Source organism: Mycobacterium sp. (assembly GCF_025965855.1).
Taxonomy (GTDB): domain Bacteria; phylum Actinomycetota; class Actinomycetes; order Mycobacteriales; family Mycobacteriaceae; genus Mycobacterium.
Genome location: NZ_JAOPWB010000279.1, coordinates 1 through 12838, shown reverse-complemented (window position 1 = coordinate 12838; position 12838 = coordinate 1). Strand labels below are relative to the sequence as shown.

At 68.2% G+C, this 12838-nt stretch carries 16 protein-coding genes; 6 read left to right on the top strand and 10 right to left on the bottom strand.

Annotated features, from left to right (window positions below; all coding sequences use genetic code 11):
- Positions 1 to 84 (bottom strand): hypothetical protein (locus JWP83_RS23780; RefSeq protein WP_297735756.1); only part of this gene is annotated, 84 nt, incomplete at its 3' end.
- A gap of 38 nt (positions 85 to 122) precedes the next feature.
- Here JWP83_RS23780 and JWP83_RS23775 point away from each other — a divergent pair.
- Positions 123 to 713 (top strand): TetR/AcrR family transcriptional regulator, encoded by a 591-nt coding sequence (locus JWP83_RS23775; RefSeq protein ID WP_297735754.1) that lies wholly within the window; start codon positions 123 to 125, stop codon positions 711 to 713.
- A 112-nt stretch (positions 714 to 825) separates the two neighbouring features.
- Positions 826 to 1314, top strand: a complete 489-nt coding sequence (locus JWP83_RS23770; RefSeq protein ID WP_297735751.1) for a nuclear transport factor 2 family protein — start codon at positions 826 to 828, stop codon at positions 1312 to 1314.
- Between the two features lie 89 nt (positions 1315 to 1403).
- Here JWP83_RS23770 and JWP83_RS23765 read toward each other — a convergent pair whose 3' ends face one another.
- Positions 1404 to 2057, bottom strand: coding sequence for a L,D-transpeptidase (locus tag JWP83_RS23765; protein WP_297735748.1), 654 nt, complete (start codon positions 2055 to 2057; stop codon positions 1404 to 1406).
- 45 nt (positions 2058 to 2102) lie between these two features.
- Entirely contained in the window at positions 2103 to 2783 is a 681-nt protein-coding gene (locus JWP83_RS23760; RefSeq protein ID WP_297735744.1) for a phosphatase PAP2 family protein, read from the bottom strand.
- Positions 2784 to 2818: 35 nt separating this feature from the next.
- On the opposite strand from JWP83_RS23760, the gene JWP83_RS23755 reads away from it, so the two are divergent.
- On the top strand, positions 2819 to 3301 hold the full coding sequence (locus JWP83_RS23755; RefSeq protein ID WP_297735741.1) for a hypothetical protein: 483 nt from the start codon (positions 2819 to 2821) through the stop codon (positions 3299 to 3301).
- On the opposite strand, the gene JWP83_RS23750 is transcribed toward JWP83_RS23755, so the two are convergent.
- Positions 3285 to 3569 carry a hypothetical protein gene (locus JWP83_RS23750; RefSeq protein WP_297735738.1) on the bottom strand — a complete coding sequence of 95 codons (285 nt, stop codon included), beginning with the start codon at positions 3567 to 3569 and terminating at the stop codon, positions 3285 to 3287. The genes JWP83_RS23755 and JWP83_RS23750 overlap by 17 nt on opposite strands.
- A gap of 65 nt (positions 3570 to 3634) precedes the next feature.
- On the opposite strand from JWP83_RS23750, the gene bluB reads away from it, so the two are divergent.
- Positions 3635 to 4300 (top strand): 5,6-dimethylbenzimidazole synthase, encoded by a 666-nt coding sequence (bluB, locus tag JWP83_RS23745; protein ID WP_297735735.1) that lies wholly within the window; start codon positions 3635 to 3637, stop codon positions 4298 to 4300.
- Positions 4301 to 4352: 52 nt separating this feature from the next.
- Positions 4353 to 5744, top strand: a complete 1392-nt coding sequence (locus tag JWP83_RS23740) for a sulfatase (protein ID WP_297735732.1) — start codon at positions 4353 to 4355, stop codon at positions 5742 to 5744.
- An 8-nt stretch (positions 5745 to 5752) separates the two neighbouring features.
- Here the strand turns inward: JWP83_RS23740 and JWP83_RS23735 are convergent, their stop codons facing one another.
- Complete coding sequence (locus tag JWP83_RS23735) at positions 5753 to 6538, bottom strand: trans-aconitate 2-methyltransferase (protein ID WP_297735729.1); 786 nt, start codon at positions 6536 to 6538, stop codon at positions 5753 to 5755.
- 102 nt (positions 6539 to 6640) lie between these two features.
- Between JWP83_RS23735 and JWP83_RS23730 the strand changes: the two genes are divergently transcribed.
- Positions 6641 to 7834: an alpha/beta fold hydrolase gene (locus JWP83_RS23730; RefSeq protein ID WP_297735726.1), complete on the top strand. Its 1194-nt coding sequence runs from the start codon at positions 6641 to 6643 to the stop codon at positions 7832 to 7834.
- Here the strand turns inward: JWP83_RS23730 and eccE are convergent.
- From eccE to JWP83_RS23705, 5 genes are all read right to left on the bottom strand, one after another.
- Complete coding sequence (eccE, locus tag JWP83_RS23725; RefSeq protein WP_297735723.1) at positions 7824 to 8810, bottom strand: type VII secretion protein EccE; 987 nt, start codon at positions 8808 to 8810, stop codon at positions 7824 to 7826. The genes JWP83_RS23730 and eccE overlap by 11 nt on opposite strands.
- Positions 8807 to 10222, bottom strand: a complete 1416-nt coding sequence (mycP, locus tag JWP83_RS23720; protein ID WP_297735720.1) for a type VII secretion-associated serine protease mycosin — start codon at positions 10220 to 10222, stop codon at positions 8807 to 8809. The genes eccE and mycP overlap by 4 nt, the downstream gene beginning before the upstream one ends.
- Entirely contained in the window at positions 10219 to 11637 is a 1419-nt protein-coding gene (gene eccD / locus JWP83_RS23715; protein ID WP_297735716.1) for a type VII secretion integral membrane protein EccD, read from the bottom strand. Before eccD ends, mycP begins: the two co-directional genes overlap by 4 nt.
- Positions 11638 to 11701: 64 nt before the next feature.
- Entirely contained in the window at positions 11702 to 12589 is an 888-nt protein-coding gene (locus JWP83_RS23710; RefSeq protein ID WP_297735713.1) for an ESX secretion-associated protein EspG, read from the bottom strand.
- 10 nt (positions 12590 to 12599) lie between these two features.
- Positions 12600 to 12838: WXG100 family type VII secretion target (locus JWP83_RS23705; protein ID WP_297735710.1), on the bottom strand; the 239-nt coding region annotated here is incomplete at its 5' end.

The window sequence follows — 12838 nt, the reverse complement described above, 5'->3', positions numbered from 1 at the left end:
GATCATGTGACCGATCAAAAGCAGTTCGGGAACCAGGACGGACAGCTCCTGGCGGGACAGCCGCGCGTACCGGGATCGGGTCACCCCCCAAAAATAGATGCGACTATGTTATAAAGTCAACAATGTCCATCGCTCCCACCAGGCGCACCAGCGCACCGCGCAAGCGCGGCGATGACACGCGCACGAAGATCATCGACGAGACGGTGCGCTGCATCATGGAGGAAGGGTTCGCCGCCGCGACCGCCAAGCACGTGGCCGAACGCGCGGGCGTGACGTGGGGGGTCATCCAGTATCACTTCGGAGACCGCAACGGCCTGTTGACGGCTGTCGTCGACGACGGCGTGGCCAGGCTGGTCGACAGCCTGTCGTCGGCCGACGTGAGCGAGCTTCCGTTGCGCGAGCGCATCGAGGTCGTCGTCGACACCGCGTGGAGCTGTTACAGCAGCCCGACGTCGATGGCCGCCTTCGAAATCCTGCGGGCCACCCGGGGCGGGCCGGGGGCGTCCTCGCGGCGCCACCTGCTGGAAATGAACGCCGCGATCGGCCAGCTCGGCCGGCTGATCACCGAGAACCCGGCCAATGCCGGTGTGGCCGAAGTGATTTGGGCCGCCCTGCGGGGTGTGGTGCTGGCGCAGATGATCACCGGGACAGCCATCGATTGGAGCCCGGAACGGCGCGCCCTGATCGACATGGTCACCCGTGTGCTGCAGTGACGGTCGGGGATCCGCGACACTGCCACCACGCACACGACGCGCCGGAGAACGTGACCATGGTGTAAGTCTCGCGACGTCAGCCGGCCGATGCGACCGCAGCCGGCCTATCACCGTGTGCTGCAATGACGTGATGACTCCTCAAGACTTCGCCGACATCGAAGCCATCAAGCAGGTGAAATACCGCTACCTGCGCGCGCTGGACACCAAGCACTGGGACGGCTTCGCCGACACGCTGGCCGAGGACATCCAGGCCGACTACGGCCCGTCGATCGGCAACGAGCTGCACTTCACCAACCGCGCGGACCTGGTCGAGTACATGCGTACGTCGCTCGGCCCGAACGTCATCACCGAGCACCGGGTAACGCATCCGGACATCACCGTGACCGGCGACACCGCTACGGGCAGCTGGTATCTGCAAGACCGGGTCATCGTCGCCGAGTTCAACTTCATGCTGATCGGCGCCGCCTTCTACCGCGACACCTACCGGCGCACCGACGCCGGCTGGAAGATCAGCGGAACCGGCTACGACAGGACCTACGACGCCACAATGTCGTTGGCGGGCATGGACTTCAAGATCAAGCCCGGTCGCGCGCTGGCGTGATCGCCCCGCCCGCCCAAGTGCCGCGACTGCGAATTTTGCGACGCGACACGCCGAGATCGCGTCGCACCGTTCACACTCGAGGTCGAGGGCTACTTGGTAATCGCGATCACCGCGCCCGGCCGCAGCCAGCGGATGATCTGCACCAGCGTGGCGTCGTCGATCGCCACGCAGCCCTCGGTCGGCGCGCCGTCGGTGGTGTGAAAGAAGAACGCGGAACCGCCACCCGGAGTCTTGTTCTTGTTGACGCCCATCACGATCGCGTGCTTGTACTGCGGGATCTGCAGGTTTTCGCTCGCGGCGGTGCTGAACGGGCACTGCGCCTTCTGGCAGACCTGCATGCTGTTGAAGGTGGGGCTATGGTCGTCCCCGCTCCACCAATGGTCGGGCCCGACTTGCGTATACGGAAGTCCCCCACCGGGATTGGGTGCCGTGCCGAAGGCAGAGTCGAGGGTGTACACGCCCATCGGGGTTGCCGGGACCCCGCTGCGGGCCTGGGGCGCCATTCCCGCCGAACCGACGTGGGTGGGAATGCCGGTCACCAGCGCCTGCCAACCGCCGGTGGCGCGTTGGTAGATATCCATTTTCGCGTTGGAACCGCCGGTGCTGACGACCGAAACCACCTGCGCGGCATTGCCGACGGAGTTCGCGAACCAGGGCGTGGCCGCGGTGCTTAGCGGTGCCAGCACCAGGGACGCGACGATCAGGAACGCCGCGGCGCACAGCGAAACGAGCAGTCGGCGCATGGATTCAATCGTCCGGCGACGCGAACGCCGGGGTCAAGTAAAGCTTTAGACCCGGTTGGGTAACTGCGTCGTGACCCCCGGCGCGGGGTTGGCCGGCGCGCCCGGCCAGGGCCGAAACACCAACAGGCACAGGAGGAAATAGAGGTATCCCAGCGACCAGCCGGCCAGCACATCGGATGGGTAGTGCACGTTCAACGCGACCCTGGAGATCCCCACCAACAGCAGGCTCAGCGCCGTCAGCCCCATCGCGACGCGGCCCATGGCGCGGCTCAGCATCGGCAGCAGGAAGACCAGTAGGGCGAGGAACGCCGACGTCGCCTCGAGCGCGTGCCCCGAGGGAAACGACGACGACGGGGCCGCCACCAGCATGGTCGATGGTCGCGGGCGGTTCACCAGGCCCTTGGCAGCCAATGTCACCAGCCCGCCGAGCGGCGCGCAGGCCAACAGCACCAGCGCCGTCCGCACGTCGCGCTTCACCAGCGCCGCGACCGTGGCGGCGACGCCCAACACCCGCAACGGAACCGGCCCCAGCGAAAACGACACGACGTCCCAAAAACGCACCCACACCGGGTGCTTGACCGCGATGTCGTGCGCGGTGTTGAGCAATGACCAATCGGCGCGATGCAGCCAGCTCCAGTGCTGGCAGTAGCCCACCCACATCACGGCATAGACCAGGACGGCGGCCGACGCAACGCAAACGGCCGGGGCGGTCCGGGGGCGGGTCATGATTTAACCGATACCAGTGCGGTCATACTGGCGTCATGGCGGTCTTCGTCCGCAGATTGTTCGGCATCGGCAAGTTACCCGCCGATCTGCACGCTCAGGTCGAGGCGGAGGGCCTCATCTATCTTGCCGACTACGTCGCGGTGACCCGGCGATTCAGCGGCACCATCCCCGGCGTGCGGTTGCCGCACAGCGTCGCCAGTTATGCCGGCTCGCTGGTCTTCACCTCGGAGCGGGTGCTCGCGACGCTGTCCATGCTGCCCAAGCTGGCCGGGCCGACCGTCAACGCGCGCTGGGACGCGCCGCAGACCGGCGCGGCCAAGGTCGAGATTTCGTCAACCGGCGTGCAGGTCGATGTCGACGTCAGCGAGGTTGACAAGAAGTTCAGCGGCGAACTGTCGCTGCACTACAAGGCGGCGATCGCGGCCGACGTGCTCGCCGGGCTGCCGCGCCGCTCACTGGCCTTCGACATGCCGCCGGAATACGTCTTCCGCGCCGTCGGCGTCACCTATAGTCCGTGAACGTCATCTTCGGCCAGGGCGGCTGCCGCAGCACCGCCAGGCTGGCGATCACCGCCGCCAGCAGGCCGGTGATCACCCCGATCAGCGCGATCCGGTTGCCGTCGACGGCGGGCACCCAGCAAGCCTTGCCCTGGTGCACGACGAAAACGCCGGGCGGCTTGGCAACGGGGATCACGGTGGCGCCGTCGGCGGTCTCGTAGGGCTCGCCGTAGACGCGCCCGGCGGCGCCGTCGGCGGGCAGCTGGTCCAGCACGTCGGATAGCTTCATCGAGCACTCCCTTCAAGGGGACGTGGCCAAAAGACATCGTTCACGCTAACGCGGTTTTCCTTACGATGGCTGGCGTGACCGATCAGGCGTTCAGCCCCGAGGAGCGGCGCGCCGTGTATCGGGTGATCTCCGAGCGGCGCGACATGCGCCGGTTCTCGCCGGGCGGGGTGGTGAGCGAGGAGGTGCTGGCCCGGTTGTTGCAGGCCGCGCACGCCGCGCCCAGCGTCGGCCTGATGCAGCCGTGGCGTTTCATCCGGATCACCGACAACTCGCTGCGGCGACGCATTCACGCCCTCGTCGAAGAGGAACGCCCGCTCACCGCCGCGGCGCTCGGCCAGCGGGCGGAGGAGTTCTTGGCGCTGAAGGTCGAGGGCATCCTCGAGTGCGCCGAACTCTTCGTGGTGGCGCTATGCGACGATCGCGACAAGCACGTGTTCGGCCGCCGGACGCTGCCGCGGATGGATCTCGCGTCGGTGTCCTGCGCGATCCAGAACCTGTGGCTGGCGGCGCGCGCCGAAGGCCTTGGCCTGGGCTGGGTTTCCCTGTTCGAACCGCGACGGCTGGCGGACCTGCTGGCGATGCCCGCCGACGCCGAGCCGGTGGCCATCCTGTGTCTGGGCCCGGTGCCCGAGTTTCCGGACCGGCCGGCGCTGGAGCTTGACGGGTGGGCCTACGGGCGGCCACTGCCGGAGTTCGTCTCAGAGAACGGATGGGAATCGCGCCCAGCGTAACGCTCGGTGAACGCAAGCGCCCTGCTGTATCGTCGCCGGTCGAGGTGAGGGTATGACGGGCAAAGACGCTCAAGGCGCCGAAGAGGCTAAAGAGAACGTGCTGATCGTGCACTGGCACGACCTGGGGCGATATCTCGGCGCCTACGGTCACCCGGATGTGTCCAGCCCGCGACTGGACCGGCTCGCCGCCGAGGGCATCCTCTTCACCCGGGCCCATGCCACCGCGCCGCTGTGCTCGCCGTCGCGCGGATCGCTGTTCACCGGCCGTTACCCGCAAAGCAACGGGCTCCTCGGCCTGGCCCACCACGGCTGGGAATACCGCAGCGGCGTCCGGACCCTCCCGCAGATGTTGTCCGAAGCCGGTTGGTACTCCGCCCTTTTCGGTATGCAACACGAGACGTCCTACCCGAAACGGCTCGGCTTCGACGAGTTTGACGTGTCCAACTCCTACTGCGAGTACGTGGTGGACCGGGCGCAGGAGTGGCTGCAAGACAGCGCCGAAAACCTCGCGGGCCAACCGTTCCTGCTGACCGCCGGGTTCTTCGAAACCCACCGGCCCTACCCGCGGGACCGCTACGAGCCGGCCGACGCCGCGGAGGTCGACCCCCCCGACTACCTGCCCGACACCCCCGAGGTCCGCTGCGACGTCGCCGGCTTCTACGGCGCGATCGCCACCGCCGACGCCGCCGTCGGCCGGCTGCTGGACACGCTGACCGAGACGGGCCTGGACGCCAACACCTGGGTGGTGTTCTTCACCGACCACGGCGCCGCGTTTCCGCGCGCGAAATCCACGCTGTACGACGCCGGGACCGGCATCGGAATGATCGTCCGTCCCCCCACGAACCGGGCCGCGGCGCCGCGTGTTTACGACGAACTGTTCAGCGGCGTCGATTTGGTGCCGACGCTGCTGGGCCTGTTGGGTCTCCGCGTGCCGGCCGATGTCGACGGTGTGTCACACGCGGGCGCGCTGCTCACGCCGGACCCGCAGGCCGAACCCGTCCGCGAGCAGGTGTACTCCATGAAGACCTATCACGATTCGTTCGATCCCATTCGCGCGATTCGCACCAAGGAATACAGCTACATCGAGAATTACGCGGCCCGCCCGCTGCTCGACCTGCCGTTGGACATCGAGGACAGCCCGTCGGGACATGCGGTCGCGCCGTTCGTCGCCGGGCCGCGTCCGGAGCGCGAACTCTACGACGTGCGAACGGATCCCGCCGAGACCAACAACCTGCTGACCGGCGACGACCCGGGCGTCGATGCGATTGCGGCCGATCTGGCTGTGCGCCTGCATGATTGGCGCCAGCGCACCGGCGACGTCATACCATCGGAGTTCGCTGGCGTCCGCATCGCCGTGCGTTACACCGAGACGTATCAGCGGATTCATCACATGACGCCGAGCAGCCGCTCGGCGATCGCCGTCGACCGCGGCATCGAGGAGTAGCTCGGGGGCTACGCGCCGGAGCGCTGCGCGCCCCCCACCTCGGCGACGATGAACACCCGGCGGAACGGGAAAATGGTTGTGCCGTCGGCCCGGGGCGGGTACGCGTCGTCCAGCAGCGGGATGAGCTCCTGGCGAAACTGCTCCCAGCCCTCGTCGTCGAGGCGCTCGCGCACCGGGACCAGCGCCGTTCCGGTGATCCATTCCAGCACCGGATTCTCACCGGTCAGCTGATGCAGGTAGGTGCTCTCCCAGACGTCGACCTTGCATCCCGCGTCCAGCAGCAGATTGGCGTAGTTCATCGGCGGCTGAACCACCGCCCCGACACGAAACGGTATGTCGCGCATGAGTTTTGCATATGGCTCACGGCGGGCCAGCGCACGCACCGTGGCGTGGGACGGGGTTTCGAAGTTGCCGGGGATCTGGACGGCGATCCACGAGCCCGGCGCCAGCTCGCGGGCCCACCGCACCAACAGATCGGTGTGCTCGGGCACCCAGTGCAAGGCCGCGTTGCAGACCACCACGTCGGTGTCGGGCTTGGGCTTCCAGTCGCGCAAGTCGCCGACGACGGCGCCGATCCCGCGCTCCTTGGCCGCGGCGACCATCTCCGGCGAGCTGTCCACCGCCTCGATCGCCGCGTCGGGCCAGCGCCGGGCCAGGTACTTGGTCAGGTGGCCCGGGCCGCAGCCGAGGTCGACCACCCGACGCGCCTGCTTGGCGCCCACCCGCGACAGCAGGTCGTAGAACGGGCGGCTGCGATGGTCAGCAAAGGCCAGGTAGACGTCGGGATCCCACATGTCGGTCCTCCTGATCAACACCATCACGGGTCGGTCTGACAGATAAACCGTATTACCGCATGCCGCCGCGGCGCCCACCGAGTGGGCGATAGCATCACGTTTGTGACACCGCCCGACCGGGATCCGGTCACTCCCCCGGTTCCCCTTCCGGATGTTCCCGGTGCCGACGTACCCGCCGGCGCCGCGGGATTGCCACCGCGCTCCGCGTTGTCGCCCCGCCAGCGAATGGTCGTCGAGGCGGCGGCCATCTCCGATCTCGCGCTGCGCACCGCGGTCGCGTCGGTGCTGACCACCACCGTCACGCCGGCGGTGATCGCCAGCTCCGTGCGCTCCGGCAGCGAACGCGACAGCCTGCGCTTCTACGCCGACCTCGGCGCCGAGCATGATGCGGCGAAGTCGTTTCCGGCGCCCACCGAGCTGCCCAGGGTGTCCTCGCGGCCGGCCAATCGGCTCGCGGAGTGGATCGCGCACGGCACGGTCGACAACATCTCGTTCCCCAGCAGCTTCCGGGCGATCAATCCCGCGATGCGCACGCGATGGAGCGCTTGGGAGTCGAACAACGTCGTGCACGCGCAGCACTGGCGCCACGACGACGGACCGCACCCCACGCTGTGCGTCATACACGGCTTCATGGGGTCGTCGTATCTGGCCAACGGGCGGTTCTTCACGCTGCCGTGGTATTACCGTTCGGGTTACGACGTCCTGATGTACACCTTGCCGTTCCACGGCCCACGGGCCGAAAAGTACTCGCCGTTCAGCGGTTTCGGTTATTTCGCCAGCGGGCTGTGCGGATTCGCCGAGGCGATGGCCCAGGCCGTGCACGACTTCCGGTCGATCATCGACTACTTGCGGCACACCGGCGTCGACCGCATCGCATTGACCGGCATATCCCTCGGCGGCTACACCTCCGCGCTGGTGGCTTCGGTCGACGATCGACTCGAGGCCGTGATCCCCAACTGCCCCGTCGTCACGCCGGCGACGATGTTGGACGAATGGTTCCCGGCCAACAAGCTCATGGGGCTGGGACTGCGGATGTCGAAGATCAGCCGCGACGAGCTGAAGGCCGGGCTGTCATACCACTCGCCCCTGAATTACCGGCCGCTGGTGCCGCAGGACCGCCGGATGATCATCACCGGCCTCGGTGATCGGATGGCTCCGCCGGGTCAGGCCGTCATGCTGTGGGAGCACTGGAATCGCTGTGCGCTGCACTGGTTTCCCGGTAGCCACGTGCTGCACGTGAGTCAGCTGGACTATCTGCGCCGGATGACCCAGTTCCTGCGACAAGTCATGTTCTAGCGGTCGCCCGGTGCGCCCCGCCCGCGGGGGTGGGCCAGTGCAGGCGTGTCAGCATGTCGGCGGGCGCATCGGTGTGCCCGTCGAGTCGCTGGGTGGACAGCAGGTCCATTGCCGTCAGCGCCGGGCGCTGATTGCCGCCTTGCAGGGTCAATCCGGCCAACGGCGAGTCGCGCGAAGGGGGCGTCTCGGTGAGGAAGGCACAGGCGGCCGCGATGGTGGGTCGGGCCGGGTCGCCGGCGATCTCCAGCGCCGTGCAGGTCTCCCGGGTGCGGTGGTCCCGGATGGCGTCCAGGGTGTCGGGCAACTCGCCGTCGACGTGGACCCGGTATGCCGCAATGTAATCCGAGGCACCGCGCTGTACTCCGCGCCACGTCTCACGGGCGCTCGGCGACAGCAGTCGCGGGATGTCGTCGGGCCCGACTGTGCTGGCTTCCCAGCCCATCTCGCGGAGCTGGTCGGCCAGTCGGCGCGCGGCGACCTGGGCGGTCTCGTGCAAGGGAATCCGGGGCGAGCGCGCGCGCAGCGCCGGCAGGTTGTCGACGGCCGATACCGTCATCGCGATCCAGGTTTCGCGCCGTGCGGCGTCGGATGCGTTGTCGCGGCTGGTGATCCGGATCTTGTCGGCACGGATGCCATAGCGGTCCAGGTACCCGGCGATCAGCCGCAGCGGCACGACATCCAAGTCGCCGGCCGGCGGGCCCAGGCGTAGCAACACCGTTGTCTTGGTGGCGGGTGCTGATTCGGGCACGAATCCAGAGCTGCGCCTCGTCACCGCCAGGCGGCGGCCCAGGATCGTGGTGAAGTGCAGTCCGCGCCACCAGCCGAACAGCAGGATCACCACGGCGGCGGCGATGCCGAGCACCCAGTAGTCGCGAGTCGTTCGCCAAGGGTACGCCAGCACCGCGGGCACCACGGCCAAGAGCGCCAGGGTTATTCGGCCGGTCCCTGGAATCGGCATCGAGCGGAGCTGGCTCACGGGGTGATTTCCTTTCGTCGGCGCGCGGCGGCGATCGCGGCCCAGACCCCGAAGGCCGCCACAACCACAGCCAGCGCTGCGGTCCCTAACAATGCGACTGTCCGCGGTCTGGTGTCCCTGGGCGCTGGTGCGTTCGGAACGGTTACCGGCTTTGCCGCCGGCGCACCCGGCGCATTGCCGGGGGGGAGCTGCCAGGTGAGCGCTGCCACCGGGTCTACGCTGCCGGAGCCGACGACATTGGAGGGCGCGCGAGCACCCTTGTGCGCGGTTGCGGCGATGCGGCGGATCACCTGCGCGGCGGTCAGGTCGGGATACTTGCTGCGGACCAGCGTAGCGACGCCCGACACGTAGCCGGCCGCGTAGCTGGTGCCGCTCAGCGCGACTTGTTGCTGGTGGTCGTCGGGCAGGCCATTAGCGAGACCGCCGAGGCCGCCGCCATCGCGGTTGCTCACCGAAACGATGTTCTCGCCAGGCGCGGCGATGCCGACCCACGGCCCGGTCATGGTGAACTTCGACGGCTGCCCGTCGGGTGTCAGCGACGCCGCCGAGAGCACATACGGCTGCCAACACGAAGGGATGGAGACCGACGTGACGCCGGCCCAGTTCCGCGGATCGTCCGGGCGGCCTAGGTCGGTAAGCGGATTCGACTCGCACGACGTCCCGCCGGCGACCGATCCGGTCGACCCGGTGTTTCCCGCGGCCGCCACGATCACCGCGTCCTTGTCCACGGCCGCATACCGGATCGCCGCGCCCAGCGCAGCCTGGTCGATACTGCGGTCCGGGGGCAGGCAGGTAACCGCCGAGATGTTGATCACCCGGGCGCCAAGGTCGGCCGCGTGCACGACAGCCCGGGCCATCGTCGCGACGTCCAGTGACGCCCGGGCCAGCAGGGGGTCGCCGCCCGGCGTCCGCGGAGAGAATTTCGCCGACGTTGCCCTGATCGACAGCACCCGCGCGGCGGGCGCCACACCCGAGAAGCCATCCTCGCCGGCCGGGGCCGGCTGGCCGGCGATGATTCCCGCAACCAGGGTGCCGTGCCCGTCGCAATCGGTCAGGCCGTCCGTCGTCTCCACGAAATCGCCGCCGGGGTCGACGTTGGGCAGGCGTGGGCCGGGACGCACACCGGTGTCGATGACCGCCACCAGTTGGCCTTCGCCACGCGAGAATTGCCACGCCTCAGGCAGATTCAGCGTCGCCTGACTGGGTGTGACCACATTGGGGTCGCTTCCGGGAATGACCCCGGAAGCGCTGCACGGGCCGCGTTGCTCCATCGGCTGGCCGGGTCCCGGGGCCCCGCTGGGCGTTGGCACGCCGGGATCGACCGTCGGCGGGCTGATCGCCGCAGCGGGCGGGCAGGCCCACATTACAGCGACCAAAGTCGTTGTAGCGCAGGCTAATCCGGTCCGAATCATCGATTCAGTATCCAGGTGAACAGGCCGACTAGATACGCCATCACCGGGATCAGCGAAGCATCAAGCCCGGCTGCGAGGAAGCCCACCAGCCGGCGCAGCGGCAGGGAGTAGCTATCCGGCGACGCGATGCCCGGGTTCAGCGCGACCACCACCCACACCAACGCGAGTGCCACGAGCGCCAGCACCGTGCCGAGGGCAGCGGCGTAATGCCGGCTGGCGGTGTAGATCACCGACAGTACACCCGCGACGAGGAACGGCTGGGCCAGCAGCCAGGCCTTGCACCCGGCCGAATCCCACACCCGCGCCCGCAGGACGGAGGTGGCCGCCGTCGCCGCCACCACGTACCAGCCCAAAACGCTCAACGTGTCGGGGCGCAGCGCAATCGCCACCGATCCCAGGACACTGAGCAGAACCGCGGCGGCAACGAACCCGCTCTGGTGGGCGTCGCCGATCCGCACCCGCCGCGGCAGGTCCTCGAGCACCCGCAACGACGGCGCGCTCGGAGTGGGATCGCCGGGCGCCGGGATGACCGGCAACGGAAAGCGCGCCCACAGCGCGGACAATTGAGCCGCCTCGACGGTGACCAACAGCGCCGCGACGATCAACCCGCAGCCGACGCTCAACAACGGGAGCTGCCAGAGCAATTCGGCGCCGGCGGCCACCAGTACCCCGGCCCCGGCCACTGCGGCCGCAGTGAAGACGCCGACGACCCGCTCGCGCTCCGGGCTGGGGACCATGAGAGCGATGAGCGACCACGCGGTGACGCCGGCCGCGGCCAGCATCAACTGCGCCGGCCCGAACCTTCCGGGCACCGCCAACACCAGGGCGGCGCCGATGGGGACCAGTGCCGCGATTGACAGCGCCATTCCCGCGCGGGGGGAGCGCGCGGTGACCAGCACGCCGGCCAGCGCGGTGAGCACGGCAATCACCGCGACCGCGATCACTGCGGACAGCGCGCCGGTGGCGACCCGGTAGGCGATCCCCACACCCGTCGCCAGGAACGCCACGGCGATCACCGCGACCAGCGCGCCGCGCTGGATATGCACCGTGCCCCAAGGCTTCAGCCGGGAAGTCGAGAAGATCATGGCGGCGTCGGCGATGTCCTCGACGATGCCCGGCGCGGCCGGGCCGATTGGCACCGGTTGCAGCGCGAGCAGGTCACCGTCCACCACTCCCACGGTGTCCAGGCTGGCGTCCAGGCTGAACGGCGCCCCACCGATGGGAGCCAGACTCAATTGGGACGCAGCGCCGGCGTCGGCTGCCGAGTCACCGTTCGAGGCTGGCGGAGCCACCAAATGCTTGACCGAGGGCAGGATTTCCCGCAGCGGCAATTCCGTGGGCAGCGCCATTTCCGTCAGCCTGCTGTCCGCGAGGATGGCGACCCGGACGATTGGCATGACAGTGCCGGACGTCATTGGACCCTCGAAACGTGCTGAGGTCGTTGGTAAGACATCGTGCTCTCTTTCTGTCTGGTTTCTGTTAGGCGTGTTGGGCGGAGAAATCTCGGGACAGCCGGTGGCCGGGGAACCATAGGCCGTCCGGCAAAAAGGCGGTCAGCTGTTCGATCGCGACGGCGACGGCAAACGGTGTCCCGGGGCGAAACGTCGACACCCACTCGCCGTCGAACGCACGGGACGGACTGACCAACACCCGCCCGGCTGTCGTGTCGACCACGCTCATCCCGACCTCCGTGGTGGCGTGACGCCCGTCGCGACGGCAGCCGGCGACGATCTCGACGTAGTTGCGCGGCCCGTTGAAGACCGACTCCACCACAAGTCGCGCCGATTTCGGAACGCCAAGGTAGTCAAGGACTTCAGACAGCGGAGCCCCGGACCGCAGGCGCTCGTCGGCGCGGGCTCCGACACGCATCGGCATGCTGAACTCGGCGAACTGTGCCGGCGGCCGCTGCGCCAGCCCGACACCGAGGACCGGAACCAGCGCTCGCGGATCGTCGATTTCCATGGCAGTGAACGTGATTAGTTGAGCGCTGCGTAGCGCCACTATGGTTTTAGCGGTCTTGGAGGTCCTGCCTGTGACCCCGGGGCGCTGGGCGACCACGCCCCGCAGCAGCTTCCCGGTACCGGTGGCTGCAGCGCTCCCCACGTAGCGCAGGTCCAGCCACCGATCCGGAAAGCACACCGCCTTGATCCAGCCCGCGACCGCGGTGTTAACGACACCCCCTTCGGACACCAAGCCCATTTCGACCAGCCCGGCCCGCTGACGTTCCAGGAAGGCGGTCCGATGCGCGGCGTCACGGTAGGGCGTGGTGATCGCCAGTACCCATGGGAAGCTGCCCGCCCCAATGGTTTCCGCGACATACCACGCTTGATCGACCGTCAGCTCGACGGCGTTCGGCTCCGCGGTCATCGAGGGGGGGTTAGCCGCCCCATTTGGCGGCTTCGGCCGTGTCGCGAGCGTACATGGCCAGCGTGTTGGCTTCGTGGGTGCTGGCCATCGCCTGATAGGCCCGCACCAAGGATTCCATGGCCTGATTCCACTGCGCCTGCCACACCTGATACGTCATCCCGGTATCACCCTGCCAGGCATTGGACAACGCCTGCTGCTCGGTGGCGATATCCGCACCCAGCCCCTGCAACGTGCCGGCATAACCCGACA

Coding starts and splice junctions, on each gene's coding strand:
- JWP83_RS23735 (WP_297735729.1), bottom strand. CDS start 6,538: ATGTGGGATCCCGACGTCTACCTGGCCTTTGCTGACCATCGCAGCCGC.
- bluB (WP_297735735.1), top strand. CDS start 3,635: ATGGCTGGCGTGACCGATCAGGCGTTCAGCCCCGAGGAGCGGCGCGCC.
- mycP (WP_297735720.1), bottom strand. CDS start 10,222: ATGATTCGGACCGGATTAGCCTGCGCTACAACGACTTTGGTCGCTGTA.
- JWP83_RS23755 (WP_297735741.1), top strand. CDS start 2,819: ATGGCGGTCTTCGTCCGCAGATTGTTCGGCATCGGCAAGTTACCCGCC.
- JWP83_RS23775 (WP_297735754.1), top strand. CDS start 123: ATGTCCATCGCTCCCACCAGGCGCACCAGCGCACCGCGCAAGCGCGGC.
- JWP83_RS23765 (WP_297735748.1), bottom strand. CDS start 2,057: ATGCGCCGACTGCTCGTTTCGCTGTGCGCCGCGGCGTTCCTGATCGTC.
- JWP83_RS23710 (WP_297735713.1), bottom strand. CDS start 12,589: ATGACCGCGGAGCCGAACGCCGTCGAGCTGACGGTCGATCAAGCGTGG.
- JWP83_RS23760 (WP_297735744.1), bottom strand. CDS start 2,783: ATGACCCGCCCCCGGACCGCCCCGGCCGTTTGCGTTGCGTCGGCCGCC.
- JWP83_RS23740 (WP_297735732.1), top strand. CDS start 4,353: ATGACGGGCAAAGACGCTCAAGGCGCCGAAGAGGCTAAAGAGAACGTG.
- JWP83_RS23750 (WP_297735738.1), bottom strand. CDS start 3,569: ATGAAGCTATCCGACGTGCTGGACCAGCTGCCCGCCGACGGCGCCGCC.
- eccD (WP_297735716.1), bottom strand. CDS start 11,637: ATGACGTCCGGCACTGTCATGCCAATCGTCCGGGTCGCCATCCTCGCG.